Origin of the sequence: Arthrobacter sp. EPSL27 (genome assembly GCF_001512305.1) — a bacterium.
Taxonomy (GTDB): Bacteria; Actinomycetota; Actinomycetes; order Actinomycetales; family Micrococcaceae; genus Arthrobacter.
In genome coordinates this window covers 104,405-130,779 of sequence record NZ_LNUT01000002.1, presented here as the reverse complement: position 1 = coordinate 130,779, position 26,375 = coordinate 104,405, and the positions used below count along the sequence as shown (strand labels likewise).

At 69.7% G+C, this 26,375-nt stretch carries 29 protein-coding genes; 11 read left to right on the top strand and 18 right to left on the bottom strand.

Annotated features, from left to right (window positions below):
- Position 1 precedes the first annotated feature (1 nt).
- From AR539_RS01835 to AR539_RS01795, 9 genes are all read right to left on the bottom strand, one after another.
- A complete protein-coding gene (locus AR539_RS01835) occupies positions 2 to 1,216 on the bottom strand; it encodes a thiolase family protein (RefSeq protein WP_066431978.1) in 1,215 nt (404 codons plus the stop codon).
- Entirely contained in the window at positions 1,213 to 1,728 is a 516-nt protein-coding gene (gene pcaC, locus AR539_RS01830; RefSeq protein ID WP_066431976.1) for a 4-carboxymuconolactone decarboxylase, read from the bottom strand. Before pcaC ends, AR539_RS01835 begins: the two co-directional genes overlap by 4 nt.
- Complete coding sequence (locus AR539_RS01825) at positions 1,725 to 2,543, bottom strand: alpha/beta fold hydrolase (RefSeq protein ID WP_066431974.1); 819 nt, start codon at positions 2,541 to 2,543, stop codon at positions 1,725 to 1,727. Before AR539_RS01825 ends, pcaC begins: the two co-directional genes overlap by 4 nt.
- Positions 2,536 to 4,002, bottom strand: a complete 1,467-nt coding sequence (locus AR539_RS01820; RefSeq protein ID WP_066431965.1) for a lyase family protein — start codon at positions 4,000 to 4,002, stop codon at positions 2,536 to 2,538. Before AR539_RS01820 ends, AR539_RS01825 begins: the two co-directional genes overlap by 8 nt.
- Positions 3,999 to 4,595, bottom strand: coding sequence for a protocatechuate 3,4-dioxygenase subunit alpha (pcaG, locus tag AR539_RS01815; RefSeq protein WP_066431962.1), 597 nt, complete (start codon positions 4,593 to 4,595; stop codon positions 3,999 to 4,001). Before pcaG ends, AR539_RS01820 begins: the two co-directional genes overlap by 4 nt.
- Positions 4,588 to 5,496, bottom strand: coding sequence for a protocatechuate 3,4-dioxygenase subunit beta (gene pcaH / locus AR539_RS01810; RefSeq protein ID WP_082699149.1), 909 nt, complete (start codon positions 5,494 to 5,496; stop codon positions 4,588 to 4,590). The genes pcaG and pcaH overlap by 8 nt, the downstream gene beginning before the upstream one ends.
- Before the next feature lie 53 nt (positions 5,497 to 5,549).
- The gene (locus tag AR539_RS01805; RefSeq protein ID WP_066431959.1) at positions 5,550 to 7,508 is read right to left on the bottom strand and encodes a bifunctional sugar phosphate isomerase/epimerase/4-hydroxyphenylpyruvate dioxygenase family protein; all 1,959 of its coding nucleotides are present in this window, start codon (positions 7,506 to 7,508) and stop codon (positions 5,550 to 5,552) included.
- Complete coding sequence (locus tag AR539_RS01800; protein WP_066431957.1) at positions 7,508 to 8,389, bottom strand: shikimate dehydrogenase; 882 nt, start codon at positions 8,387 to 8,389, stop codon at positions 7,508 to 7,510. Before AR539_RS01800 ends, AR539_RS01805 begins: the two co-directional genes overlap by 1 nt.
- Positions 8,390 to 8,534: 145 nt before the next feature.
- Positions 8,535 to 9,401, bottom strand: coding sequence for an IclR family transcriptional regulator (locus AR539_RS01795; protein ID WP_082699148.1), 867 nt, complete (start codon positions 9,399 to 9,401; stop codon positions 8,535 to 8,537).
- A 225-nt stretch (positions 9,402 to 9,626) separates the two neighbouring features.
- Here AR539_RS01795 and AR539_RS01790 point away from each other — a divergent pair, with 225 nt between their 5' ends.
- Positions 9,627 to 10,946 (top strand): MFS transporter, encoded by a 1,320-nt coding sequence (locus AR539_RS01790; protein WP_066431955.1) that lies wholly within the window; start codon positions 9,627 to 9,629, stop codon positions 10,944 to 10,946.
- A 119-nt stretch (positions 10,947 to 11,065) separates the two neighbouring features.
- Here AR539_RS01790 and AR539_RS01785 read toward each other — a convergent pair whose 3' ends face one another.
- Positions 11,066 to 12,142: an ATP-dependent DNA ligase gene (locus AR539_RS01785; RefSeq protein ID WP_066431951.1), complete on the bottom strand. Its 1,077-nt coding sequence runs from the start codon at positions 12,140 to 12,142 to the stop codon at positions 11,066 to 11,068.
- A 106-nt stretch (positions 12,143 to 12,248) separates the two neighbouring features.
- Between AR539_RS01785 and AR539_RS01780 the strand changes: the two genes are divergently transcribed.
- The 3 genes from AR539_RS01780 (at position 12,249) to AR539_RS01770 (ending at position 15,323) form a co-directional block, all read left to right on the top strand.
- Complete coding sequence (locus AR539_RS01780; RefSeq protein WP_066431949.1) at positions 12,249 to 13,244, top strand: TIGR03885 family FMN-dependent LLM class oxidoreductase; 996 nt, start codon at positions 12,249 to 12,251, stop codon at positions 13,242 to 13,244.
- Entirely contained in the window at positions 13,241 to 14,935 is a 1,695-nt protein-coding gene (locus AR539_RS01775; RefSeq protein WP_066431947.1) for an alpha-amylase family protein, read from the top strand. The genes AR539_RS01780 and AR539_RS01775 overlap by 4 nt, the downstream gene beginning before the upstream one ends.
- A 151-nt stretch (positions 14,936 to 15,086) precedes the next feature.
- Entirely contained in the window at positions 15,087 to 15,323 is a 237-nt protein-coding gene (locus tag AR539_RS01770; RefSeq protein ID WP_066431945.1) for a hypothetical protein, read from the top strand.
- A 5-nt stretch (positions 15,324 to 15,328) separates the two neighbouring features.
- On the opposite strand, the gene AR539_RS01765 is transcribed toward AR539_RS01770, so the two are convergent.
- From AR539_RS01765 to AR539_RS01755, 3 genes are read right to left on the bottom strand one after another with little or no spacing between them, the layout of a single operon-like run.
- Complete coding sequence (locus AR539_RS01765; protein WP_066431942.1) at positions 15,329 to 15,616, bottom strand: MoaD/ThiS family protein; 288 nt, start codon at positions 15,614 to 15,616, stop codon at positions 15,329 to 15,331.
- A gap of 6 nt (positions 15,617 to 15,622) precedes the next feature.
- Positions 15,623 to 16,771 carry a WD40/YVTN/BNR-like repeat-containing protein gene (locus AR539_RS01760; RefSeq protein WP_066431939.1) on the bottom strand — a complete coding sequence of 383 codons (1,149 nt, stop codon included), beginning with the start codon at positions 16,769 to 16,771 and terminating at the stop codon, positions 15,623 to 15,625.
- 32 nt (positions 16,772 to 16,803) lie between these two features.
- A complete protein-coding gene (locus tag AR539_RS01755) occupies positions 16,804 to 17,004 on the bottom strand; it encodes a hypothetical protein (RefSeq protein ID WP_066432111.1) in 201 nt (66 codons plus the stop codon).
- A gap of 128 nt (positions 17,005 to 17,132) precedes the next feature.
- On the opposite strand from AR539_RS01755, the gene AR539_RS01750 reads away from it, so the two are divergent.
- From AR539_RS01750 to AR539_RS01735, 4 genes are all read left to right on the top strand, one after another.
- Complete coding sequence (locus AR539_RS01750) at positions 17,133 to 17,639, top strand: universal stress protein (RefSeq protein ID WP_066431936.1); 507 nt, start codon at positions 17,133 to 17,135, stop codon at positions 17,637 to 17,639.
- 213 nt (positions 17,640 to 17,852) lie between these two features.
- Positions 17,853 to 18,242, top strand: coding sequence for a metal-sensitive transcriptional regulator (locus tag AR539_RS01745; protein ID WP_082699147.1), 390 nt, complete (start codon positions 17,853 to 17,855; stop codon positions 18,240 to 18,242).
- Positions 18,243 to 18,316: 74 nt separating this feature from the next.
- Complete coding sequence (locus AR539_RS01740; RefSeq protein ID WP_066431932.1) at positions 18,317 to 18,547, top strand: heavy-metal-associated domain-containing protein; 231 nt, start codon at positions 18,317 to 18,319, stop codon at positions 18,545 to 18,547.
- A gap of 109 nt (positions 18,548 to 18,656) precedes the next feature.
- Positions 18,657 to 20,936, top strand: a complete 2,280-nt coding sequence (locus tag AR539_RS01735; protein ID WP_066431930.1) for a heavy metal translocating P-type ATPase — start codon at positions 18,657 to 18,659, stop codon at positions 20,934 to 20,936.
- A gap of 32 nt (positions 20,937 to 20,968) precedes the next feature.
- Here AR539_RS01735 and AR539_RS01730 read toward each other — a convergent pair whose 3' ends face one another.
- Positions 20,969 to 21,241, bottom strand: a complete 273-nt coding sequence (locus AR539_RS01730) for a DUF2277 domain-containing protein (protein WP_066431928.1) — start codon at positions 21,239 to 21,241, stop codon at positions 20,969 to 20,971.
- A 74-nt stretch (positions 21,242 to 21,315) separates the two neighbouring features.
- On the opposite strand from AR539_RS01730, the gene AR539_RS01725 reads away from it, so the two are divergent.
- Complete coding sequence (locus AR539_RS01725; protein WP_066431925.1) at positions 21,316 to 21,579, top strand: hypothetical protein; 264 nt, start codon at positions 21,316 to 21,318, stop codon at positions 21,577 to 21,579.
- Between the two features lie 69 nt (positions 21,580 to 21,648).
- Here the strand turns inward: AR539_RS01725 and AR539_RS01720 are convergent, their stop codons facing one another.
- Positions 21,649 to 22,668 (bottom strand): EamA family transporter, encoded by a 1,020-nt coding sequence (locus tag AR539_RS01720; protein ID WP_066432108.1) that lies wholly within the window; start codon positions 22,666 to 22,668, stop codon positions 21,649 to 21,651.
- A 114-nt stretch (positions 22,669 to 22,782) separates the two neighbouring features.
- Between AR539_RS01720 and AR539_RS01715 the strand changes: the two genes are divergently transcribed.
- Positions 22,783 to 23,325, top strand: coding sequence for a CGNR zinc finger domain-containing protein (locus tag AR539_RS01715; protein WP_066431922.1), 543 nt, complete (start codon positions 22,783 to 22,785; stop codon positions 23,323 to 23,325).
- 34 nt (positions 23,326 to 23,359) lie between these two features.
- Here the strand turns inward: AR539_RS01715 and AR539_RS01710 are convergent, their stop codons facing one another.
- The 3 genes from AR539_RS01710 to AR539_RS01700 form a co-directional block, all read right to left on the bottom strand.
- Entirely contained in the window at positions 23,360 to 23,728 is a 369-nt protein-coding gene (locus AR539_RS01710; protein ID WP_066431918.1) for a hypothetical protein, read from the bottom strand.
- A gap of 83 nt (positions 23,729 to 23,811) precedes the next feature.
- On the bottom strand, positions 23,812 to 24,405 hold the full coding sequence (locus AR539_RS01705; protein ID WP_066431910.1) for a hypothetical protein: 594 nt from the start codon (positions 24,403 to 24,405) through the stop codon (positions 23,812 to 23,814).
- Positions 24,406 to 24,422: 17 nt separating this feature from the next.
- Positions 24,423 to 25,778 carry an MATE family efflux transporter gene (locus AR539_RS01700; protein ID WP_066431909.1) on the bottom strand — a complete coding sequence of 452 codons (1,356 nt, stop codon included), beginning with the start codon at positions 25,776 to 25,778 and terminating at the stop codon, positions 24,423 to 24,425.
- Positions 25,779 to 25,923: 145 nt separating this feature from the next.
- Between AR539_RS01700 and AR539_RS01695 the strand changes: the two genes are divergently transcribed.
- The gene (locus AR539_RS01695; protein WP_066431907.1) at positions 25,924 to 26,358 is read left to right on the top strand and encodes a DoxX family protein; all 435 of its coding nucleotides are present in this window, start codon (positions 25,924 to 25,926) and stop codon (positions 26,356 to 26,358) included.
- Positions 26,359 to 26,375 lie beyond the last annotated feature (17 nt).

Here is a 26,375-nt window from a genome sequence, read left to right as displayed (position 1 = left end):
CTTACGCCTTTCCTGTTGCGGTTCCGGAGGAAGCAGTGACGTTTTCGAGGACGACGGCCAGGCCCTGGCCGACGCCGATGCAGATCGCGGCGACGCCCCAGCGTTCGCCGGAGGCCTGCAGGGACCGGGCGAGAGTGCCGAGGATGCGCCCGCCGGAGGCGCCCAGCGGGTGGCCCATGGCGATCGCCCCGCCGTGCCGGTTCACGATGCCCGGCTCGATGCCCCAGGCGTTGATGCACGCCAGGGACTGCGCGGCGAACGCCTCGTTGAGTTCGACGGCGCCCACCTGGTCCCAGCCGATGCCGGCTTTGGCGAGGGCCTTGTTCGCCGCCTCCACGGGGGCGTAGCCGAAGTACTGCGGATCGTTGGCGTGCGCACCGCGGCCGGCGATGCGGGCCAGCGGGTCGAGGCCCAGCAGCCCGGCGGCGGCCTCGCTGCCGAGCCAGGCCGCGGAGGCGCCGTCGGACAGCGGGGACGCGTTCCCTGCGGTGACTGTGCCGTTCTCTGCCCGGAACACGGTCTTGAGGCCGGCGAGTTTTTCCGCGGAGGACCCGGGGCGGATGCCCTCGTCCCGGACCAGGCCGGTGCCCGGAACCGGAGTGACCAGATTGTCGTAGAAGCCCTCGTCCCAGGCCGCGGCGGCCAGGTTGTGGGAGTCCGCGGAGAAGGCGTCCTGCGCCTCGCGGGTGATCCCGTACTTCTCGCGGAGCCGTTCCGTGGCCTCGCCGAGGGACACGGCCCACTCCGGGGGCATGGCCGGATTGACCAGCCGCCAGCCCAGCGTGGTGGACACCAGGGACATGTCCCCGGCCGGGTACGGCTTCTCGGTCTTGGGCAGCACCCACGGCGCGCGGGACATCGATTCGGCCCCGCCCACCAGCATGAGGTCGGCGTCGCCGGTGTTGATCTCCCGGGAGGCGATGATGGCGGCGTCCAGCGAGGATCCGCAGAGCCGGTTGACCGTGGTGCCCGGGACCGAGACCGGCAGCCCCGCCAGCAGGGTGCCCATCCGGGCCACGTTGCGGTTTTCCTCGCCGGCGCCGTTGGCGTTGCCGAACACCACCTCGTCGATCCGCCCGGCGTCGAGGGCCGGGGCCCGCCGGACGGCCTCCCGGATCACGTGGGCGGCGAGGTCGTCCGGGCGGACGGCGGCGAGTCCGCCGCCGAACTTCCCGAACGGGGTCCTGACGGCGTCGTACAGGTAGGCCTGGTTCATGCTGTCTTGTCCGTTCCGGTAGTTTCCGTTCCTGCGTTGTCCATGGCTGGCTTGTCCGTTCCTGCGTTGTCCATGGAATGGAAGACCTGCTGGGCGGTCTTGAAGGCGGTGTTGGCGGCGGGAACCCCGCAGTAGATGGCGGTCTGGAGCAGGATTTCCTTGATCTCGTCGCGGCTCAGGCCGTTGGTGATGGCGGCGCGCAGGTGCATCGCCAGCTCTTCCCAGTGCCCGTGGGCCACCATCGCGGTGATGGTGACGGCGGAGCGCATCTGCCGGGTTAGGCCCGGGCGGGTCCAGATGCCGCCCCAGGCGATCCGGGTGATCATGTCCTGGAAGTCCTCGGTGAAGGAATCCTTGGCGGCGTTGGCCCGGTCCACGTGGGCGTCGCCGAGCACCTCGCGGCGGACCTTCATGCCGCCGTCGTAGATGTCCTGGCTGGTGGCATCCGGCTGGACTACCCCATTCCGCCCTGCGCTGCTGGGATCTGCGCCGCTGGGATCGGCGCCGCTCACTGTGCTGCTCCGGCAGATTCCGCCCAGGTGATGAGGCTGCGCATCAGTCCGGCGACGTGGCCGGGCGCCTCGAACGGCGCCAGGTGGGCCACCCCCTCGAGGGTGGCCGCACTGGCGGTGCCGCCACCGGCCGTGATTCCTGCGACGATCTCGGCGGCCAGCGACGGCGGGGCCACGCCGTCCAGGGCTCCGGCGATCGCCTGGGTGGGGACGGTGATGCTGCCCAGTTCGTGCCGCACATCGTAGCCGGCGAGGGCCTCGCAGCAGTAGGCGTAGCTGAAGCGGTCGGCGTCGCGCAGGCTGTGCAGCAGCCGGCTGCTGAGCTCGGGCTGGTGCTCCATAAAGCCGGGGGCGAACCAGCGCTCCGCCGAGCCCTGGATCATCACCGGGGTTCCCTGGCTGCGGACGGTCTCCGCGCGTTCCAGCCAGCCCTCCGGGGTGCCCAGCTTGGCGCCGGTGCACTGCACGGACAGGCTCTTGAGCCGTTCGCCGTGCTTAATGCCCAGCTGCAGCCCGGTGGCGCCGCCCAGGGAGACGCCGGCGTAGTGGAAGCGGGCGTACGGGGCGATCGAGTCGACAAGGTCGACGACGGCGTCGGCCAGTTCCGCGACGGTGAACGGCCCGGCTGCGGCCGGGGAGATGCCGTGGCCGGGGAGGTCCCAGGCGACGACGTCGACGTCGTCGCCGAGCACGGCGGCGGCCTGGCTCCAGAGCAGCGTGGAGGTGCCCAGGGACGGGCCGGCCACGAGGAGGGGTTTGTCGCCCAGCGGACGCTGGGGCGAGAGCAGTACTGCCTTCACTGTTGGTCTAGCCACGGGAGGCTCCGTTCAGGTCGGGGGTGGGTGATGAGGCGGGTGCGGCGTATTCCGGGTAGGCCGCCAGGATGCGTCGGGAGATGTCGGCGGCGTGGCCGAGGTAGTTGGCCGGATCGAGCAGTTCCTCCAGCCGGGCATCCGGCAGGAGGTCCGCCGGGACGGCCTCCCGGAGCAGCCGCCGGTACGTGGCGGCCTGCTCCGCGGCGGGGACCTGGAGCGTCCGGTCCACAGCGGCCTGCAGCCGGCTCCGGCCGTCGGCTCCGGGCAGGAGCGGCGCGACGGCGGCCGCGACGGCTTCGCTGAGCAGCAGCGGCCCGGACAGGTCCAGGTTGCGGCGCATGGCGTCGGGAAAGACCTGCAGGCCGGTGGCCAGTTCCCGGAGCTGCTCGGCGGCGCCGAGCCCCAGCCGGAGGAGCTGGCGGAGCGCCGGCCATTCGCTGTGCCAGGCGCCGTCGGGGCGTTCGTCGTTGAAGGTGGCGGCGGCCAGGTGCAGCTGGGCGGCCTGGCCGGGTGCCTGCAGGGCCGCGCTGCGGACCAGCACGGACAGCACCGGGTTCTGCTTGTGCGGCATGGCGGAGGACCCGCCCCGTCCCGCTGCTCGGGGTTCGGCGAGTTCGGCCACCTCCGGGCGGCAGAGGAACAGCACGTCGGAGGCGATCTTGCCCGCCGCGTCGGTCACGGCGGCCAGCGCGTCGCCGAGGGACGTTACCGCCAGCCGGTTGGTGTGCCACGGTGCCGGGACGGGTGCCAGGCCGAGTTCGGCGGCCAGCCGGTCGGAGAGCTCAAAGGCGCTGACGCCGGAGCCGTCCGTGAGCACCAGGCCGGCGGCGAGGGTTCCGGCCGCTCCCCCGGTCTGTACCGGGAAGTCCAGGGACTCGAGCCGGCGTGCCGCGGCGGCGAGCCCGTGGAACCACTGGGCCGCCTTGAGTCCGAAGCTGTACGGCAGGGAGTGCTGGGTGAGGCTGCGACCCACGCAGAGGGTGCCGGCATGCTGCTCCGCGAGGGCGGCCAGCGCCGCCGTCGTTGCTTTCAGCTCGGTGAGGAGCCCGCGGACAGCGTCCCTGGCCAGCAGGACCAGCGCGGAATCGAGCACGTCCTGGCTGGTCAGCGAGGTGTGGACGGCTTTCGCGGCGCCGATGCCGGCCGTATCGAGGGCCGCAACCTGGCCACGGAGGTCGGCCAGCAGCGGGATGACCGGGTTGGCGCCGCCCTGGGCGCGCACGGCCACACCGGCAAGGTCGTAGCTGTCCACGTCGGCGGCCGCGGCCACCACCGCGGCGGACCCGGCGGGCGCCAGGGAGGCGCCTTCCAGGACCGCGGCCCAGGCGGCCTCAACCCGGAGGATGGCGGCCAGCACGGCCCGGTCGCCGGTGAGCTCCGCGACGAGGGGCGACGCCGAGACGGGGCTCAGCAGCCCGACGTCACCGTCAGTAACGCTGCCAGTTTCACGGGAGGTCACGTCGAGGCGCCCTCGGGGTCGGCACCTTCAAAATCAAGGAACACGGTTTCGCGGTCGCCCCGCAGCCGGACGTCCCAGGTCAGGCCGCCGTCGGGATCGCGGCGGGCGATCAGGGTGCTGCGGCGTTCCGGGTCCAGGGAGGACAGCAGCGGGTCGGTGGCGAGGGCCTTCTCGTTTTCCGGCAGGTAGATCCGGGTGAAGAGCCGGTTCATGAGGCCGCGGGCGAAGATCGCGACGGCGATGAACGGGGCCGCGCCGTCCTCGGTGGGGCCGGGGTTCACGGTGGTGAAGGTGAAGACGCCCGTGTTGCCCACGGCGCTGCGGCCGAAGCCGGTGAAGGTGTAGCTGTCGCGGACCAGGGAGCCGGTGCGGTGCGGCACATTGCCGTCCGCGTCGGCCTGCCAGATTTCCAGGATCGCGTCCGGGATGGGGTGCCCGGCGCCGTCGTACACGGTGCCCTGCAGCCGGATGGAGCCCGGGGAGCCGGGGGCCAGGAGTTCACGGTCCTGGGCGTAGGGCAGGGCGTAGCCGTAGAAAGGGCCCACGGTCTGGCCGGGGGTGGGGGTGAGCTTACCCCTGCTGGCCCTATTCATCGTGGTCTCCTTCTGTGCCTATGGCCTCGTTTTCGGTCCAGGTCCGCTTGGACCCGGTCAGGACGATGTCCCAGGTGTACGCCAGCGCCCATTCGGGTTTGGTCTGCTCGTGGTTGTACGTGGCGACGAGCCGGTCGCGGGCGTCCTGGTCCACGATCGACTGGTAGATCGGGTCCAGCGGGAAAAGCTGGTCCCCGGGAAAGTACATCTGGGTGACGATCCGCTGGGTGAATTCCTGGCCGAACAGGGAGAAGTGGATGTGGGCCGGGCGCCAGGCGTTCAGGTGGTTCTTCCACGGGTAGGCGCCGGGCTTGATGGTGGTGAAGCTGTAGGAGCCGTCGGCGCCGGTGATGCAGCGGCCGACGCCGGTGAAGTTGGGGTCCAGCGGGGCGGGGTGCTGGTCGCGCTTGTGGATGTAGCGGCCGGCGGAGTTCGCCTGCCAGATTTCCACGAGCTGGCCGGCGACGGGGCGGCCGTCCCCGTCGAGGACCCGGCCGGACACGATGATGCGTTCGCCCAGCGGTTCACCGTTGTGCGCGATGGTGAGGTCGGCTTCCAGGGCGTGCACGTCCATGTGCCCGAAGGCCGGGGAGTGCAGCTCGATGGTTTCCGGGTCCGCGTGGTGCAGGTCCTTGGTGGGGTGGCGCAGGACGCTGCTGCGGTACGGTGCGTAGTCCAGGCGTGGCTGGGTTTCTGCCGGGGCGCCGTTGCTGAGCGCCTGGGCGTAGGCATCGCCGAGGGCCTTCATCTCGGCGCTGAGGTCCGCCTGCGACTCTGCGGCGGTGTCCAGGGCGGGGCGGGCGGGCGCAGGCGTCGTCGGTGCGGCCCCCGCGGCGTCGTCGGACACGTCCTCGGTGAGCGGGTCCGCGTTGTAGGTTTCCAGGTTCAGTTCTTCAGGCACAGCAGCCTCCTTTCGTTGGATGGGGCGGGGGGTGGGGTGGTGGGCGGGGTTGGTCAGGTGGTGGCGAGCTGGTGCAGGTGGTCGTACTGGACGGCGTGCCGCACCGGGGCGTTCGGGGCCCCGTAACCGTCGTAGGTGCCGCGGCGTTCCACCATCTCGAAAAACACGCTGCCTACGGTGGCGGTGTAGAAGTGCAGGAATTCGCCGTCGGCGTCGCGGTCGTAGAGGAGGTTGAGCTCCCGGAGGGTTGCCAGGAAGGCGGGGTCCAGGGCGAACCGGGCGTCCAGGTCCTCGTAGTAGTTGTCCGGGATCTGCAGGAACTCCAGGCCCCGGGCTTTGGCGGCCCGCGCCGTCGCCACGAGGTCGTCCACGGCGAAGGCAATGTGTTCCTGGTAGGTGCGGCGCCGGCCGGTGCACTCCGGGCCGGCCGTCGCGTCCTCCGGAGCCCCGCCGTCGCGCTGGACCAGGGGTGCCAGGTTCAGCACCAGGCGGACGCCGCGGTCCCCGGTGGCCATCACCTGTGACCGGACCAGCCCGGTGGGGCTGGCCACTTCCGCGTACGGCTGGGCTTCCAGGGCCAGCGCGCTCGTATAGAAGAGCACGGCCTCGTCGAAGTGCTGCCAGGGCTGGGCGAGGTTGACGTGGTCGATCACGGCTCCCGGCGCCCCTGCCCCGGCGTTAGCCGGGTGGTCCAGCCCTTCGCCGAATTCGCGGGTCCACACGGCGGTGCCGTCGGGGCTGCCCTGGCACAGGAAGATCTCGGTGGAATCGGGGGCGGCGAAGCCCTGGAAGATTTCCTCATCGGCCTGGCTCTTGCGCGGCACCGACGGGGCCTTGAGCTGCTGGGCCCGGGCCGCGGCAACCACGGGGGAATCGACGTCGAAACCGAGGGCGGAGATGGCGGGGGCGGCCGGGGCGCCGGAGCCGGGGGCCGGCACCTCGTTGATGATCACGCGGGCCTGGCCCATGGTCCACAGCTGCACGTCCTTGGTCCGGTGGCGCCCGTTGAACGCGAACCCCAGCTGGCCCAGCAGGGTTTCCAGGCCGGCGGTCTCCGCGGCCGCCACCTCGGCGAAGTTGAAGCCGGCGGGCTCGGCCACCTGCGGGAGCGTGGCCAGTTCCATCGGGTACCGGCGGCGGGCCGGAAATGCTCCGGCCCTGGCGGCGTCGGCCGGCGCGGCGGCCGGCTGCGCGTCCAGCCACTGGGCGCCCTGTTCCTCGAGCCAGATCAGCGACCGCATCGCATCCACGGCGGTGCGGTCGACGTCGGACTGGCGGAAGACGTCGTTGAAGACTTCGAGGGACACCGGGCCGGTGTAGCCGGCCCGGACCACGTGGCCCAGGAACTTGGCGAGTTCGAACTGCCCTTCACCCGGGAACACCCGGTAGTGCCGGCTCCAGGACAGCACGTCCATGGACAGCCGGGGGGCGTCTGCCACCTGGACGAAGAAGATCTTCTCCGGGGCGAAGGACTCGATCGGGGCGGTGTCCCAGTCGCGGGAGAGGATGTGGAACGAGTCCAGGCAGGTGCCCAGGCTGGGGTGGTCCACGGCTGTGACCAGCCGGTGGGCGTGCTCGTAGTCGTTGACGTATTTGCCCCAGGCCAGTGCCTCATAGGCCACCCTGACGCCGTGGTCCTGGGCCAGGGCGGCGAGGGCGGCAAGCTGCTCGGCCCGGAGCCCGTCGTCGTCGATGCTGGCGGTGGCCACGTTGGAGCAGACCAGCACCGTGTCCATGCCGAGCCGGGACATCAGCCGGAACTTGGCGTCCGCGCGGCGCAGGTTGGCGGCGAGCAGGTCCCCGGGGACGCTGTCGAAGTCCCGGAACGGCTGGTACAGATCCAGGCCCAGGCCCAGGTCCGCGGCCATCGCGCGGATTTCCTCCGGGGTGAGCGCGGAGGTGACGAGGTCCTGTTCGAAGATTTCGATCCCGTCGAAGCCCGCGGCGGCGCAGGCCTGCATCTTCTCGCGCAGGGTGCCGGAGAGGCAGACGGTGGCGATTCCGGTGCGCATCAGGCGGCCACCTCTTCGGCGGCGACGAGCTCCAGGAAGTGGGCGCGCATCCGGTCCGCGTCGGCCTCGCGGCCGGTGAAAATCCGGAAGGCGTCAGCGGCCTGCCCCACGGCCATGCGGCCGCCGTCGAGCACGTCGCAGCCCTTGGCCCGGGCTTCGCGGACCAGCTCGGTCTCGATCGGCCGGTACACGATGTCAGCGACCCAGTGGCGTGCGGACACAAGGGACATGTCCAGCGGGACGCCGGGGTGGGCGGCCATGCCCACCGGCGTGCAGTGCACGAGGCCGTCGGCCATCGGCATCAGCTGCGGCAGCTCCGCCGTCGTCCGCGCGGTGACCAGCTGGTCCGGGAAGAAGCCGGCCAGTTCGGCGGCGCGCGCCGCGCAGCGGGCAGGGTCGGTGTCCACCAGGTCCAGTTCGCGGACTCCGGCGGTGAGCAGGGCGTAGGCGACGGCGGAGCCGGCACCCCCGGCCCCCAGCTGCACCACGCGGTGCAGCTTGGCTCCCGGCAGGCCGGCGGCCAGCGCCGCGGCGAACCCGGAGAAGTCGGTGTTGTGGCCGATGAAGCGGCCGTCCCGGATGGTCACCGTGTTGACGGCTCCGAGGCGCCGGGCGTCCGGGGTGACCTCGTCGAGGTGTTCCAGGACCAGCTGCTTGCACGGATGCGTGATGTTCAGCCCGTTGAAGCCCAGGCGGTAGGCGCCCGTCAGGAGCTCCCCGACGCTCCGGCCGGAAAGCCCCAGCTCGGTGAGGTCGATGGGGCGGTAGAGGTACCGGAGGCCCTGCACATCACCTTCGCGTTCATGCATGGGGGGCGTGAGGGACGGCATCACGCCATCGCCTATCAGGCCCACGAGGAAGGACTCTGCTCGGTTGCTCATCCGTATAGCTCCTTTGACAACGGCGCCCGGCCGGCGGGGACGCGCTGGGCGCCCGCGGACCGTGTGCTGGGGATTACAGTACCGCATTTGTTCACATGTTGCACTGTTGTTCTACTAGCGAACAAATACAGGCTGCGCATGGGTTTTATTGCTGGGGCAGCCGGGCGGACAGCTCCGCCGCCGCCGACTGGAGGAGCGGGACCAGGGCCTCCAGGGCTTCGACGGTCATCCGGAAGACCGGGACCGCCGTGGCCAGGGAGGCAAAGGCGTGGCCCTGGGTGTTGAACACGGGAACGGCGACGGCCCGCATGCCCATCTCGTTTTCCTGGTCCATCAGCGCGTAGCCGCGCTTGCGGACCAGGTCGATCTCGGCCCGGAACGCCTCGCGGTCGGTAATGGAGAAGTCGGTCAGCGGCTCCAGTTCCAGCTCTTCGACCAGCTGGTGGCGGGTGGCGTCATCGGCGAACGCCACCAGCGCCTTGCCCACCGAGGTGGTGTGCAGCGCGCCCAGGTGGCCCGGGTCGCTGGTGACGCGGAAGGTCTGCGGCCCGTCCACCTTGTTGACGGTGAGGTGGTGGTTCCCGTCGCGGACGGAGAGGATGGTGGCCTCGCCCGTCTCCTCCGTCACCCGCCGCAGGATGGGGAGCGCTGTCCCGGCAAAGCCGTGGTGGTTGGACACCCGCTGCCCCAGCTGGAAGATCCGCAGGCCAAGGTGGTAGCGGCGGCCGTCCGGCTCGTAGTCCACAAAACCGTCCCGCGTCAGGGATCCCAGCAGTCGGTATGTGGTGCTGAAGGGCAGTTCCGCCCGGCGTGACAGCTCGGCGGCACTCGCGCCGCGCGGCTCGTCGCCGAGCAGCACCAGCAGGCCCAGGGCCTTCCCCACCATGTCCGTCCGGGAATCCTCCCTGGCGCCCTTGGGGCCCTTGGATCCCGGAGAGGTGGAGCTTGGCGCGGAGGCGGCATCAGCGGCGGCGTCATCGGCCGCCGGCTTTGTGTCTTGGTTCACACTCATGGCTCAATGCTCTCACATGGTGAGAGCTATTTCTAGATGGTGATTATTTTTGTTGACAAGTGATCGCGCTCACAGCCATGATTGCTACATCGCACAAGTAGCTCCCACCATGCGGCTACTCGTCCAGGTCTTTCCATGAACCTTCCGCCGCCGCACACTTATGGCCAGCGGCGGCGGAGACCTTCCTGATCCATCCGCGACAATGTCGTCACACAAAGGAACACCATGAGCCAGACACTCCCGTCTACGACTCCGGGCACCAATGCGCCGGCCGGGACGCCGAAGAAGGCAGCACTCGCCAGTTTCCTGGGCAGTGCCGTCGAGTACTACGACTTCTTTATCTTCGGATCCGCCGCCGCGCTGATCTTCCCCACGGTCTTCTTCCCGGACGCCGGCGCCAACGCGGCGATCATGTCCTTCGCGACCTTCGGTTTCGCGTACGTCGCCCGGCCGGTGGGCGCAGTGATCCTGGGGCACTTCGGTGACCGGGTGGGCCGGCGCAAGGTCCTGATGTTCACGCTCCTGCTGATGGGCGCATCGACGTTTGCCATCGGCTGCCTGCCGGACTTCAACACGATCGGCTGGTGGGCTCCGGCCCTGCTGGTGCTGGCGCGCCTCTGCCAGGGCCTCTCGGCGGCCGGCGAGCAGGCGGGCGCCTCCTCCATGACGCTGGAGCACGCCCCGGACAACCGCCGCGCCTTCTTCACCTCCTGGACCTTGACCGGCACCCAGGGCGGCCAGATCCTCGCCGCCCTCGTCTTCATCCCCGTCCTGGCCCTGCCGGACGAGATCAAGTACGGCATCGGCTGGCGCATTCCGTTCTGGCTCAGCGCCGTCGTGGTGATTGTGGCGTTCTTCATCCGGCGCACCCTGCACGAACCCCCGGCGTTCGAGGAAGCCCAGAAGTCCGCCCAGATCTCCAGGCTGCCCGTCGCGGACCTGCTCAAGCACCACTGGCGCGACGTCCTCCGTGTCATCGCCTGTGCCTTTATCGCCGCCGTCTCCACCGTGTTCGGCACCCTGGCCATCGCCTACGCGAAGACCGTCGCCGGCGTGGACGGCACCACCACCCTGTGGCTCGTCGTCGGCGCGAACTTCCTGGCCCTTGGCACCCAGCCGCTCTTCGGCATGCTCGCGGACCGGATCGGCCGCAAGCCGGTCTTCGTCTACGGCGCCGTGGCCAGCGCGGTCCTGACGCCGGTGTTCCTGCTCAGCCTGGAGTCCGGCAGCACCCCGCTGATGTTCCTGGCCGCCATCGGCTTCTTCTCCTTCGGCTACGCGGCCGCCAACTCCGTCTGGCCCGCCTTCTACGCCGAAATGTTCAGCACCAAGGTCCGTTTCTCCGGCCTGGCCATCGGCACCCAGCTCGGCTTCCTGATGGCGGGGTTCGCCCCGGCGATCGTCGCAGCCATGGGCGGCATCAAGCCCGGCGGGTGGGTCCAGATCAGCATCTTCACCGCCGTCATCTGCCTCATCTCGGCGGTCTCGGCCCTGACTGCCAAGGAATCCTTCAAGGTCCCCACCAAGCAGCTCGGGCTGAAGTAACGGGGCGCCCGGCCCGGTTGTTCCGGGCCGCAGTGCCGCAAAAGCCCGGCGTGTCCGCAGGACGCGCCGGGCTTTTTCCGTGCCGCGTCCGCAGGAAAGGCAGCCGGCCGGCCCTGCCGTCAGGCTTTTCCGGTCCCCAGCACGGCGCCAAGATCGTATTTGACCGGTTCCTCGAGCTGCCCGTAGGTGCACGACTTCGGGTCCCGGTCCGGGCGCCAGCGGACGAACTGCGTCGTGTGCCGGAACCTCTCGCCCTCCATGTGGTCATACTTCACTTCCAGCACGCGGTCCGGCCGGAGCGGGGTGAAGGACAGATCCTTGCCGCCGCTCCACCGGCTCCCCTGCGCATTGCGCGGCGTCCGGCTGCCTTCCTCCTGGCGCGCCCAGGCCCAGGGGTGGTCCTCAAACCCGGTCACCAGCGGCTGGAGCTCCTCGAAGAGCTCCTCGCGGCGCCGCATCGGGAAGGCCCCCACGACGCCGACGTTCGCGAGTGCGCCGTCATCGTCATAGAGGCCCAGCAGGAGGGAACCGATGCGGCCCGGCCCGGACGTGTGCACACGGTACCCGGCGACGACGCAGTCTGCGGTGCGGACATGTTTGACCTTGAACATGGAGCGCTTGTCCGGCAGGTACTGCCCGTCCAGGGGTTTGGCCACGATCCCGTCGAGGCCGGCCCCCTCGAACTGGTGGAACCACTCCTCGGCGGTGGCCCTGTCCCGGGTCGCGGCGGTGAGGTGGACGGGCGCAGCACTGCCGGCAAGCACGCGTTCCAGCGCCGCGCGCCGCTCGGTGAAGGGGCGCGCCGTGTAGTCCTCGTCGTCGAGGGCCAGCAGATCGAACGCGACGAACCGTGCGGGAGTCTGTTCGGCCAGCAGCCGGACCCTGCTCGCGGCCGGGTGGATCCGTTGCTGCAGCATGTCGAAGTCGAGACGGTCGCCCGCGGCGCCGACCAGGATGATCTCGCCGTCGAGCACGCAGCGCGGAGGAAGGTTGGCCTTCAGCGCCTCGACGAGCTCCGGAAAGTAGCGGGTCAGCGGCTTACCGTTGCGGCTGCCGATCTCCACGTCGTCACCGTCGCGGAAGATGATGGACCGGAACCCGTCCCACTTCGGCTCGAACATCACCGGCCCCTCGGGCAGGGCACTGACGGACTTCGCCAGCATGGGCGCTATCGGGGGCATCAGCGGCAGTCGCATAGGCCCCATTCTGGCCTGCCGTTCCGCCGCCCGCCAGAGGAGGGGCGGCGGAAGACGCACAAGTGTTTTCCTCGACAACCGGCAGGGGCGGCGGTAAAGATGGACGATGGCTACCCTCGGTTTCCACGCATCCCATGAACAGATCAGTCCCGGCCAGCTCCTGAAGGACGTCCAGCTGGCGGAGCAGGCGGGCTTCGATGCCGCCATGTGCTCGGACCACATTGAGCCGTGGTCCGCCCGGCAAGGGCATTCCGGATTCGCCTGGTCGTGGCTGGGGGCGGCCCTGGCCACCACCGGGCTGCGCTTCGGCACCGTGACGGCACCGGGCCAGCGCTACCACCCCGCCATCATCGCGCATGCGTCGGCCACGCTGGCGGACATGTTTCCCGGCCGCTTCTGGATGGCGCCGGGCAGCGGCGAATACATGAACGAGCACGTCACCGGCCAGGCCTGGCCGGACAAGGCCACCCGCCAGCAGCGCCTCGAGGAAGCGGTCCGGATCATCCGGGACCTCCACGACGGCAAGGAGGTCACCCGGGACGGCCTGGTCACCGTCCAGCAGGCCCGGATCTGGGACGTTCCGGAGATCAAGCCGCCGCTGATCGCCCCGGCCATCAGCGTGGAGACGGCCCGCCGCGGGGCCGCGTGGGCGGACGGCCTGGTCACCGTGAACCAGCCGCACGCCAAGCTGAAGGACATGCTCGCCGCCTACCGCGACGCCGGCGGCAAGGGAAATGCCGTGCTGCAGGTCCACCTGTCCTGGGCGCCCACGGAGCGGGAAGCCGTGGCGGTGGCCATGGACCAATGGCGCAGCAACGTCTTTGCCCCGCCGGTCCCGTGGGACCTGCCGACGGCGGGACACTTCGACGTCGTCAGCGCCGACGTCGGCGAGGACCAGGTGCGGAACGTCGTGAACATCTCCGCCGACACCGGACAGCACGCCCAGTGGCTCGCCGAATATCTCGATCTCGGCTTCGACGAGCTGTACCTGCACTTCGTCGGCCAGGAACAGGCGCCGTTCATCCGGGCCTTCGCCGAACACGTGCTGCCCCAGCTCCGCGGGTCCGGAACTCCGCGCCGGGACCGGGCGGCAGCCCTGTGAGGATTGCCGAGACCTCTGACCTCTGGTGGAAGAACGCCGTCATCTACTGCCTGGACCCGGAAACGTTCTTCGACGACGACGGCGACGGCACCGGGGACTTCGGCGGCCTGATCCAGCGCGTGGACTACCTCGCGGCCCTGGGTGTGACGTGCATCTGGCTGATGCCGTTCTACCCCACCCCGGACAAGGACGACGGCTACGACGTCACGGATCTCTACAGCGTGGACCCGCGGCTGGGGAACCTGGGCGACGTGGTGGAGTTCATCCGGACCGCCAAGGACCGGGGCATGCGCGTGATCGCGGACTTCGTCCTTAACCACACCTCGGACAAGCACCCCTGGTTCGTGGAGTCCCGCAAATCGGTGGACAACCCGTTCCGCGACTACTACGTCTGGCGCAAGGAGACACCCCCGGACACCTCGGACCAGGTGGTGTTTCCCGGCGAGGAGACGTCCATCTGGACCCAGGACAAGGCCACCGGTGAGTGGTACCTGCACATGTTCGCGAAGCACCAGCCGGACCTGAACGTCGCCAACCCGCGGGTGCGGGATGAGATCGCCAAGTCCATGGGGTTCTGGCTGCAGCTGGGTCTGGACGGCTTCCGGCTGGATGCCGTCCCGTTCTTCCTTGAGCTGCAGGGCACGTCAAAGGAAGATTCGGCAACGGTCGACCCGCACGACTACCTCAGCGCGCTCCGCAGTTTCCTCAACCGCCGCAACGGCAGCGGGATGCTCCTGGGCGAGGTCAATGTCCCCTACAAGGACCAGCTGAAGTACTTCGGCGGGGCGGCGGGAAACGAGCTGAACATGCAGTTCGATTTCCTGTCCATGCAGAACCTGTACCTGTCCCTGGCCCGCGAGGAAGCCCGGCCGCTGGCAAAATCGCTGGCCTCGCGGCCGAAGATCCACCCGGACAACCAGTGGGCCATGTTTGTCCGGAACCACGACGAGCTGACCCTCGACAAGCTCAGCGACAGTGAGCGCGAGGAGGTCTTTGCGGCGTTCGGCCCGGATGAGGACATGCAGATGTACGGCCGCGGCCTGCGCCGCCGGCTGCCCACCATGCTCAAGGGCGACCCCGCCCGGATCCGGATGGTCTACTCGCTGATGTTCGCCCTGCCCGGGACCCCCGTGCTGTTCTATGGCGAGGAAATCGGCATGGGCGAGGACCTGTCGGCGAAGGGCCGCTCGGCTGTGCGGTCCCCGATGCAGTGGACCGACGGCGACAACGGCGGGTTCTCCACGGCTCCCGCGAAAGACCTGGTGGCGCAGGTCGTGGACGGATACTTCGGGCCGAAAAACGTCAACGCGGCAGCGGCGAAGAGGGATCCGGCGTCGTTGTGGAACTTCATGGCCACCTTGATCCAGCGTTACCGGGAGAGTCCAGAACTGGGCTGGGGCGACTTTGAGCTGATCAAGCAACCGGACGCGAAGGTGCTCCTGCACCGGTGCACCTGGGAAGGCTCCACGGTGGTCCTGGCCCACAATTTCGGGGCCGAGCCGGCCTCTGTGGTTGCCAGCCTGGCCGCGGCCGGGGACCCGGAATCCGGGTTTGAGGGGGCTTACCTGCGGGACCTGCTGGACGGTGAGGATGTGGCACTGGCAGAGGACGGAGGGTTCGAACTGGAGCTGGACCGCTACGGCCACCGCTGGTTCCGGGTCCAGCGGCCGGGCCAGCGCCATATCCCCTGAGGCCTCCGGCCGCGGTGCCGGCCCGGTAACGGCGGCGGCGCTGAACGCTTACCCGGCCCTTACCGGGCTGAAACGCAGCGGCAACATTGGCGCAGGACACTGGAAGTGCCGGCAAGAGCAGGCATCATTCTCCAGTCCAGGAGGCCCCGCCATGTTGAAGGAAGCCAACGCCCCTGTCACCCGTATCCGCGCCCTGGATCAGCTGCACCGCGGCGACGAGATCGAGGCCCGCCTCAAGGTCGGCCCCAATTACGACGACGTGGTGATCCGCCGCGGCTGCGTCCAGGAAACGGCGCCCGGGATCGGGGTCGTGTGGATCCTGGACCGGCTGTCCGGAACCCGGAAAGCCATCAACACCGACGAATGCAGCCTGTGGCGGGTCGCCTGAGGCCGCTAGCCTCCCGCGACGGACTGGATGATCAGGACCTCCCCGCCGGGGGCTACCTCGGTGGCCAGGCCTTGAAGACGCCGGATCTCATTCCCGTTGACGTATATATTCACGTAACGTCGGACAGCCCCGGTCTCGTCCCGTAACCGCCTCGACAGGGCCGGGTACTCCCCGGTCACCGCGTCCAGCACTCCTTCCACCGTCACCGCCGTCTCCGCGGGCGCAGTCAGCAAGGACTGCCCGCCGGCGAGCGGCTGGAGGACACTGGGCAGCATCACACTGATTCCGGCCATGGGACCTTACGCATTCACAGCGGCGCCGAGGCTCGCGGAACCGGCAACGCCCGCGGCGGACACGGCCGAGGCGCGCACGCACAGCACATCCGGCAGGTGCGAGGCCACCTCGCTGAAGTGTTCGCCCTCGTCGGCGCTGGCGTAGACAGTGCCGCCGCGGGTTCCGAAGTACACGCCGGCAGGCTCCGCCGCGTCGACGCAGGCGGCATCCCGCAGCACCGAGTTGAACTCGGCCGCTGGGAGGCCGTCGTCCAGGCGCTTCCACGTTGCCCCGGCGTCGTCGGTGCGGTGGACGGCCAGCTTTCCCTCCGGCGGAATCCGCTCGCCGTCAGCCTTGAGCGGGATGACCCAGGCGGTTCCGGCCCGGCGGGGATGGGTCAGCATGACGAAGCCGAAGTCCGCCGGCAGCCCGTCCGCGATCGATTCCCAGCTCTCGGCGCCGTCGTCGCTGCGGTAGACGCCGTGGTGGTTCTGCGCGTAGAGCCGGCCGTCCACGGCCGCATCGGCAGCGATCTTGTGCACGCACTGGCCGAATTCGGGGTTGGGATCGGGCATGAAGTAGGCGGAGATCCCGTTGTTGCGGGGCTCCCAGGAGCTGCCGCCGTCGAGCGAGCGGTAGACGCCGCCGGTGCTCATGGCGACGTGGACTTTCTCGCCTGAGGGGTCGATGACAATCGAGTGCGCGGCGGCGCCGCCGTACCCGGCACCCCATTCGCCGCGGTGGGGGTGGTCCCACAGGCCGCGGTTGAGCTCGAAGTGTTCGCCGCCGTCGGTGGACTTCCAGACCGAGATCGGCTCGCACCCGGCCCAGACCACCCCGGGGCGGGAGTCGGCGTCGGGATGGATCTGCCAGACGCGCTCCAGCGCGGCGTCGGCGTCCTCGGGGAAACGGATGGCGCCGTGTTCGGGTTCGTTCCACGTCTCGCCCAGGTCATCGGAGTGGAAGACGGTGGGACCCCAGTGCTCGGAACGGACGCCGACCAGGATCCGCGTCCGGCCCCCACGCGTGTCGATGCCGATGCTGGGGACTTCGCTCATCAGGAAATGTGGACCGGAAAGGGACCATTCCTTGCGGTCCGGGCTGGTCGCGAGCCAGAGGCCTTTTTTGGTGCCGATTGCCAGGAGGTAACTCTCTGCGGTAGACATGCCCCCCATGCAACCACCCCGTCAGGGTGCCCGCAATGGTTTCAGTCGACGAATTCGGACTGCGTCTCGATGAAGTCCCAGTCCGCTTCGGTCAGCACTCCGGACACGTTGTCCGGGTGCGGCCCGCCGGCCTCGGCGATGCCCTGCAGCACGGGCAGCGGCAGTTCCGCGGCACGGAGGTTTTCCCGCAGCCACTCCTTGCTCGCCAGATCCAGATCCAGCCACCACATGAAGATTTCCACGGCGGTCACCTTTCGTCAGTGCTTCAACGGTAGGCCCCGGCCGGGAGGTCTTCAAGAGCCGCCGGGCCCCGGGCCGGTCCGGGAAGAAAGCCCCTGTTGTGGCCCCGACGCCGGGGCCACAATGAAGTATGTCCGACGAGAGCGCCACCGGCCCGCCGCCCTTGGTGGTCGGCGTGCTCCCGGCCCAGAGCCCCGAGGTGCTGCAGATCGCCGGCGCCCTGGCCCGGAGCCTCGCCACCCGGCTGATCTGCGCCTATGTGGACGAGGCAAGCTACCTTGTGGAATGGGACCCCGCGCGCTCGGCGCACCGGCTGTCCCTCCATCCGGACACGGACAATGCCGAAATCCGGGCTGTGACCCAGGAACTGCGGGCCAGTATCGAGTCAGCCTGCGGTCCGCTGGGCATCGACTGGTCCCTGCGGTCCCTGGCCGGGGACCCCGCCCGGGCGCTGGGCCGGCTCGCCGCCGAGACCGGGGCGGCGATGATCATCGTCGGCACACCGGAGCCCGGCCTGGGCCACCGTCTTGCCGCGGCCCTCAACGGGTCGGTGGCAGCGTGGCTGAGCCACCATCAGGACCGGCCCATCCTCATCGTTCCGGTGGGCGGGGCGGCCCGGAAAATAAAGCGAAAGTAGTTATTCGGGGTGCTGGCGTTCCCCATCTACTGCCAAGTAAGCTTGAATCCGTAGGCGCGAGAGATCGAAGTCCTACCAAAATCTGCTCCGGAGTGCGTATCCCCCAATAACGCACTCCGGAGCTTTTTTGTGTCCGGACCCCTCCGGCTCTGGGTGAACCGATACCCCCAGAGGGTACTTGCGCGATACCCCCTTGGGGTATATGTTGGCCGTATGAGCGAACCTGTTACCCCCTCCACCGCCCTAGACTCCGCCCTGGACCCCGGCCTGGACTCAGGCCCGGACACGGCCGACGCCGGGGCGCACCAGCAGCACGGCTACTCCGCCAACAAGGCGGCCTACCTCCTGCGGCTCAAGCGGATCGAGGGCCAGGTGCGCGGCATTGCCCGGATGGTGGATGAGGACAAGTACTGCATCGACATCCTCACCCAGGTTGCCGCCGTGACCAAGGCCCTGCACGCCGTCAGCCTCGGCCTGGTCGAGGAACACATCGGCCACTGCGTCGTCGGGGCCGCATCGGAACCTGACGCCCAGCTGCGCTCCGAGGCCATCGACCTGAAGGTCAAGGAGGCCACCGATGCCATCGGGCGCCTGCTGCGGTAGCGGCACCACCACCACCCACCACCCACCACACCATCGGGCAGCCGGACCGGCAGCCCATGAATAAGGAGCACGCCATGAGCCACGTATCCACCACCGTCAACGTTTCCGGCATGACCTGCGGCCACTGCGTGTCCTCCGTCAGCGAGGAGCTCGAAGCCCTCGCCGGCGTGGAGACGGTCGACGTCGACCTTAACTCCGGCGGGATTTCGACCGTCACCATCACGTCCACCGGAGCCCTCTCCACCACCGAGATCGGCGAGGCGGTCGCTGAAGCGGGATACCTGGTGGTGGCCAACGAGGCCTGATCACCCCCCGCCGGGGCACCCGGCACTCCCAGAACCCGGCACACCCAGAACACGGCACCACCAGAACACGGCACCACAGCGCACAGCACCCGGACAGACGAGGAACACCGTGAGTAGAGAGCAACTGCTGGACCAGCCCGGAAGCCGGGTGATTGAACTCGATATCGAGGGCATGACCTGCGCGTCCTGCGTCGGCCGCGTCGAGCGCAAGCTCGGAAAGCTCGACGGCGTCACCGCATCCGTCAACCTGCCGCTGGAATCGGCCCGCGTCACGGTGCCCGCCGCCATCACCGACGCCCAGATCACCGAGACGGTCGCGGCGGCAGGCTACAAGGCCACCGTCCGCGCCCCGGCCGCGCGCACCCCCGACCATCCGGCAGCCGCGCTCCGGCCACGCCTCATCGTGGCTGCGGTCCTGACAGTGCCCGTGTTCCTGGTGTCGATGGTCCCGGCCCTCCAGTTCCCGCACTGGGGCTGGGTGGTGGGGTTCCTTGCCCTGCCCGTGGTCACCTGGGCGGCATGGCCGTTCCACCGGGCCGCCCTGGTCAACGCCCGGCATTTCGGATCCACCATGGACACGCTGGTGTCCATCGGCGTGACCGCCGCCTATGCGTTCTCGGCGTGGCAGCTCATTGCGGACCCGTGGATGACGGATTCCCCGCAGGGTATGGGGAGTATGGACGGTATGGAGGAGATGGCCTCCGGCGGCCTCTACTTCGAGGTCGCCGCGGTGGTCACCACCTTCCTGCTGCTGGGCCGGTTCCTGGAGGCCCGCGCCAAGCAGAAGGCGGGGGATGCCCTTAAGGCCCTGCTGAGCCTGGGCGCCAAGGACGCCACCGTCCTTCGGGACGGCCGTGAGGAGCAACTCCCGGCGGACCAGCTGGCCGTCGGGGACGTGATGGTGGTCCGCCCCGGCGAGAAGATCGCCACCGACGGCGTCGTGATCGACGGCACCTCCGCCGTCGACGCCTCCCTGGTGACGGGCGAGTCCGTGCCGGTGGAAGTCGGCCCTGACAGCCCGGTCACCGGGGCCACCATCAACACCTCGGGCCGGCTGCTGGTCCGGGCCACCCGTGTCGGCGCCGAAACGACCCTGGCCCAGATGGGCCGGCTGGTCTCCCAGGCGCAGACCGGCAAAGCGCCCATTGCCCGGCTCGCGGACCGGATCAGCTCCGTGTTCGTGCCGGTGGTCCTCGCCATCGCCGTGGCCACCTTTGCGGGCTGGCTGCTGGCGGCCGCCCCGGACATCAGCGACGCTGAGCTCCGGGCCGCCTTTACTGCCGCGGTCGCCGTGCTGGTCATCGCCTGCCCGTGCGCCCTGGGCCTGGCCACCCCCGTGGGGCTGCTGACAGGAACCGGCCGAGGTGCGCAGCTGGGCATCCTCATCAAGGGCCCGCAGGTCCTGGAGGACACCCGCACGGTGGACACCATCCTGCTGGACAAGACGGGCACCGTGACCACCGGCCACCTCGAGGTGGACGGCGCCGAGTCGTTCGGAACCGCCGGCCCGGCCGAGGTCCTGCGGCTGGCCGGGGCGGTGGAGGCCGCTTCCGAACACCCGATCGGCCGCGCCGTGGCCGCCGCGGCACTTGCGGCGGAGCGCGGGGAGGGGACCCGCGGCGCCGGTGCGCTGCCCGCCGTCGACGGCTTCCGCTCCGCACCCGGCGGCGGGGTCCAGGGAACGGTCGGGGGCAGGCTGGTCACGGCCGGCCGCACCGCGTGGCTGGAGGAGAACGCCATCACGCCCACGGCGGCGCAGCTGGAGGTCTTCAGCAGCGCCGAAGCCGCCGGCGCCACCGCGATCTGGCTCGCCGTGGACGGGGAGCCGGCCGGGATCATCAGCCTGCGGGACACCGTCAAGCCCGGCTCGGCCGCCGCGATCTCCCGGCTGCGCAGCCTCGGCCTCCGGCCGATCCTCCTCACCGGTGACAACGCCTCCGTGGCCGCACAGGTGGCGGCCGCCGTCGGAATCGCCGCCGACGATGTGTTCGCCGGGGTCCTGCCCGAGGGCAAGGTCGAGGCGGTGCGGAAGCTTCAGGCCGGCGGCGCCACCGTGGCCATGGCCGGCGACGGCGTCAATGATGCGGCCGCCCTGGCGCAGGCGGACCTGGGCATTGCCATGGGCTCCGGGACTGACGTGGCGATTGAGGCTGCCGACCTGACGGTCATGGGCAACGACCTCGGGCAGGTGGCCCAGGCCATCGAGCTGTCCCGCCGCACTCTGGCCACCATCAAGACGAACCTCTTCTGGGCGTTCTTCTACAACGCCGTGGGGATCCCGGTGGCGGCCCTGGGCCTGCTCAACCCCATGATCGCGGGCGCGGCCATGGCCGCCAGTTCGGTGCTGGTGGTGGCCAACTCGCTGCGGCTGCGGCGCTTCGGCCGGTAGGCAGCTGCGGCGGTGCCGCAACGGACGACTGCTCAGGCGGTGCCGTAGCGGACAGCCGCCCGGGCCTTCGCCTTCGCAGCCTCCTCCGCGCGGTCCTTGGCCGGGGCGTGCGTCACCAGGGCATCCAGCAGGTGCTGGGTGGCATGGGCGATCTCGTGCACGGCACGGTTGAAGGCTTCCTCGTTGGCCTTGGACGGTTTGGTGCTGCCGCTGATCTTCCGCACATACTGCAGCGCGGCGGCTTCCACCTCGGCGTCGGTGGCGTGGGGCTCGAAATTGTGGAGGGTCCGGATGTTTCGGCACATGCCTCCATGCTAGGCGCCCGGGCCTCCCGGATCGAGGGTCCGCGTCCGCTTCTATCACTTGAGGAGATTTTCGAATGGCTATTTGGGGTGCAGACATTGCTCAGCTCAAGACTCTTGGGACGAAGCTGCAGGCCGGTTCGTCCGAGATCGACAAGCAGAAGTCGCTGCTGACCAAGGTGCTCGAGGGCACCGACTGGAAGGGCCCGGACGCCGACAAGTTCCGCAGCGAGTGGAACGGCCAGCACGTGGCGGCCCTCGCGAAGGTCTCCCAGGCGCTGCAGGAGGCCGGCAAGCAGGCCAGCCGCAACGCCACCGAGCAGGAAAACGCCTCGCGCTAGGCAAAAACCCGCAGACACACAGCCGGCCCGGACGCAGCAGCGTCCGGGCCGGTTGGCGTCAGCGCTGGCTTACGGGACGGGCTCGACGTCGTTCGCGTGGTCCAGCGCCGCCGGCAGGGCCGCGCCGGACGGCGCCCGCAGCTCGTCCAGCCGGACCAGGAGGACGCCGCCGACAATCAGCAGCCCGCCCACGAGCTGGATGGGCCCCGGCAGTTCACCGAGCAGCAGCCACGCCCAGATGACGGCGAAGAGCACTTCGGTCAGCGAAATGAAGGATGCCACTTTGGATCCGAGTGCCCGCGCCGCGACGATGCCGGAGACGTACGCCAGCACGGTGGCCAGCACCACGAGGCCGCCCAGGGCCACCCACCAGGGGGTTACCCACGGTCCAAGACGGGTGTCGGCGGCGCTGAAGGCCATGGGCAGCAGGCCCGTTGCCGCGGCGATCCACATGGTGGCCGCACCGACCAGGAGCCCGCCGGAGGCGAGGACGATCGGCGGAAGGGTGTCGTTCTCCTTCGCCGTGATGAAGAAGTAGATGGCGAGGCAGACCGCGGCCGCGAGGCCCCACAGCACGCCGACCACATCGATCTTGACGGCGCCCGTGAGGTCCAGGACCAGGACCAGCCCGCCCAGGGACAGCAGGGTTCCGGCAATTGTCAGGACCCGCGGGCGCCTGCGGCTGGCGGCCCAGAGCCACAGCACAATGATGACGGGTGCGAGGTATTCCAGCAGCAGGGCAACCCCGACCGACAGCCTGGCCACCGCGTTGAAGTAGAACAGCTGGCAGGCGGCCACGCCGATCAGGCCGAAGAGCAGGACGGTGAGCCAGTTGTCCCGGAGCTGGTGCCAGCGGCCGCGGAGCGCCATGATGCCCGGGACGGCCAGGATGAGAGCCGCGCCGGTGAGCCGGGCCGTGACGGCCGCGCCGGGGGTCCACCCGGTTTCCAGCAGCGCCTTGGCGAAAGACCCGGACAGCCCGAACACGGCGGAGGAAAACAGGGCGACCCCCAGGCCCGATGCCACAAAGGCCGATCCCGCGGCGTGGCCGCCGGTGCCGGCCCGTCCGGGGGCAGGCGTGCCCGACACAGTAGTGGCCGGTGCTTCGGCGGTGCGGCGTGCGGCAGACACGGACTGCCTCCTGTCAGGAGTAAAGTGGGGTTATGCTCATGACAGTACGCCACGCCGACGTAAGGAGTCAAGATGGTTTTTGCCCCTGACACAGAGGTGGCCCTGCGGACCGTGGTCAACCTGATCAACTCTGCGGCCAACGGGGACGAGCAGCTCGCCACCACCGAGGACCTGGACCGGTTCCTGGCGGCCGAGGGGTTCACCGGCTCGCGGACCCGGGACGCGGCCGAACTGGCCAGCGTGCACCGGCTCCGCGGGGAGCTCGCCACCCTCTGGCTGGCGGACGAATCCGCCGCGGTGGACACCGTCAACCGGCTGCTGCGGGAGGCCCGGGCACTCCCCCACCTCGTCAAGCACGATCAGTGGGACTGGCATCTCCACGCCACCACACCGGAAGCGCCGCTTGCGGACCGGATGAGCACCGAGGCGGCGATGGCCCTGGTTGACGTCATCCGCAGCAAGGAAATGGACCGGATGCTGGTGTGCGCCGCCGAGGACTGCGACGCCGTGGTCCTGGACCTGAGCCGGAACCGTTCCAAGCGCTACTGCGATACCGGCAACTGCGCGAACCGCGCCCACGTGGCAGCGTACCGGGCCCGCAAGGCGGCATCCTGACGCCCTGGGCTCCAGCGGGGTTTGAGCAGGGTTTCTAGCGGAGGTTCTCGCCGGGGGTGTCCCCGGTCCTGGACTCCGGAGCGCCGGCTTCCGGGCTGGAAGCACCCTGGTGGCCGCCGTGGCCGGGGTTACGGGAGCTCAGGTTGACGCCGGAGCCCTTGCCGAGATGTTCGGCGTTGGGCTTGTGGCCCATCGACAGCATCGCGAGCACCACCAGGATCACGATGAACGCGATGCCCGCGGCAATGAAGGCCAGATCGAAGCGGGGAACCTTGGCGGAGCCGCCGGAGGCAAAGATCAGTGTGGCGAAGAAGGCCACAACAGCCCAAAAGGCGGAGAACATCAGCGGGCCCTTGACCGAGGTCCGCAGGTTGCGCGGTTCTCCGGATTTCTGCTGTGCCAAGGTGTTTCCTCCTGCAGCCGACGCCGCCCGGCGTGGCAGTTGTGGTGCCGCAATCGTTCTACGCGTGGTAGAACCTGTCGCTACTAGTTTACGGCCTCCGGGGAATCTGCCCGTGCATCGTGCCGCAGGGTCAGCCCGGCAAGCGCCCACAGCACCCCGGTGATGATGGCGCCTCCGCCGGCCACCCCGAGGAGGGCGTGCGGGCCGAGGTCGATAAAGAAGGGCAGCAGGCCGGCTGTACCCAGCGCGACGGCGCCGGACGCCATCCAGTCGCGGGCGAGCACCGACCGGCCCCGGTGGGTGACGCCAAGGTACAGCTCCGCGGCGCCGGCCAGGCCAAGGCCAAGGGCTACAAGCACACCAAAGACCAGGCTGCTGGGAAGGAAAGCCACCGCAGCGCCGGTGCCGGTCAGCACGGCGCCGGCGGCAGAGAGGATCTTGCTGGGGCGGGAACCGGCAGCCAGGCCAGTCCTGTTCACGCTCCAGAGCAGCACGACGCCGGTGGCCAGCAGGTAGAGGCCGCCCGCCCAGGCCATGCCGGCCTCCGAGGGTGCGGCCCAGAACACGGTCAGGGCACCGAATCCGAGCGCGACCGCCGCACGGACCAGCACAGGTTTCCAAAGGTCTGCTGCGGCCGGCAGGGATGCGGGGTCGGCGGGGGCTGCGGGGAGAGTCACCCGATTAGTTTAGTGCGTCACTGCGGGCCGAGAACCATCCACCGGTCCGTCCGGGCCCGGAGGCCCAGCGTCACCGCCCGGGCGGCCATGTAGCCCAGCGAGAACGCCACCCACAGCCAGAGCAGCCCCGCGGCGCCGGTGGCCGCGGATCCCGCGACGGCCAGCAGGAGCGGAAGATAGACCACCAGGTTGGCCACCCCGGCAATCGCCAGGTACCGCACATCGCCCGCGCCGATCAGCACCCCGTCCAGGACAAACACGTAGCCGGCCAGCGGCTGGCCGGCAGCAAGCACCCACAGCGCCAGCGTGAGCGCAGCCTGCACGTCGCCGTCGGACGTGAAGAGCAACCCCGCCCACGGCGCAACGGCGGCCAGGAGCACGCCCGTCAGCACGCCGAAGCCGACACCCCACCGGACCATGGTCCCGGTGAGCTCCCGCACGGCCAGCGGACGCGACGCGCCAAGCTCCTTCCCGACCAGCGCCTGCGCGGCAATCGCGAGAGCATCAAGGGCGAACGCCAGGAAGGTGAAGATTGTCATGGCGAGCTGGTGGGCCGCCAGATTGACCGGGCCCTGGGCCGTGACCACCAGAACCGTGGCGAGAATCGCGATGCGCAGGCTGAGCGTCCGCAGCATAAGCCAGGAGCCCACGCCGCCCAGGGCGCGGATGCCCTTCCAGTCCGGCAGCACGGACACGCCGTGGTTGCGGGCGTTGCGCTGGACCATCACCACATAGACCAGGGCCATGGCCCACTGGGCGATGCTGGTGCCGATCGCCGAGCCCGCGACGGACCACTGCAGCCCGTAGACCAGGAAGAGGTTGAGCACCACGTTGAGGGTGAAGCCGGCAGCGGCCACTAGGAGCGGGGTCCGCGTGTCCTGCAGGCCGCGCAGCACCCCCGTGCCCGCGAAAATGAGGAGCATCGCGACAAGCCCCGGCATGGACCAGCGCAAATACTCCACGGCGAAGGTCCGCACCTCCCCGGTGGCACCCATCAGGTCCACCAGTGGCCCCGCGGCGAAGAACCCTGCGGTGGCCAGGACCGTGCCGAGCAGCAGCGCCAGCCAGACGCCGTCGCGCCCGGCCGCGAGGGCCTTGGCGAGCTGGCCGTTGCCGATGGCCCGCGCCACAGCCGGAGTGGTGGAGTAGGCAAGGAACACCATCAGACCCACCACCGTGTGCAGCACGGCGGACGCCAGCCCGACGCCGGCGAGCTGGGCCACCCCGAGGTGCCCCACGATGGCCGCGTCGGCGAGGAGGAACAGCGGTTCGGCGATCAGCGCCCCGAAAGCCGGCACCGCGAGGCGGAGGATTTCACGCCGCTGGCCAGCTTTTGTCGGGAGGGCTGCGGGAGTCGGGGCGGAGGCGGGCACGGCACCACCCTAGCGTCACGCGGGGCGTCGTACAGCTTCGCATTAGTTGACTTTTCAACTATCCAGCGGAACACTTGTAGTTGAAAGTTCAAGTAAATTCGCAGCAGGCTGTACTGCCGCCTCCCGCGCCCTGAAAGGCACACCCATGAACCAGTCCACCCTCACCACCACGGCCCGCACCATCCTGCGCGTCGTCACCGGATTCCTCTTCGCCGCCCACGGCTGGCAGAAGTTCAACGAGTTCACCATCGCGGGAACCCAGGCCGCCTTTACACAGATGGGGGTTCCGGCCGCCAACGTCGCCGCCCCGGTCATCGCCACCCTGGAACTGGTCGGTGGCGTCGCCCTAATCCTTGGCGTCCTCACCCGCGTGTTCGCTGCGCTCCTCGTGGTGAACATGCTCGGCGCCCTGTTCCTCGTCCATGCCCCGGCGGGAATATTTGCCGCCACGGGCGGCTATGAACTGGTGCTGATCCTGGCCGCCGCGGCTGCGGCAGTCGCCCTGGTGGGCGCCGGCAAAGTCTCTGTGGACAAGGCCCTCTTCGGCCGCAGCGGCAGCCGGCTCCACGTACTGGCCTAAGGGCCAGGCGGCGACCA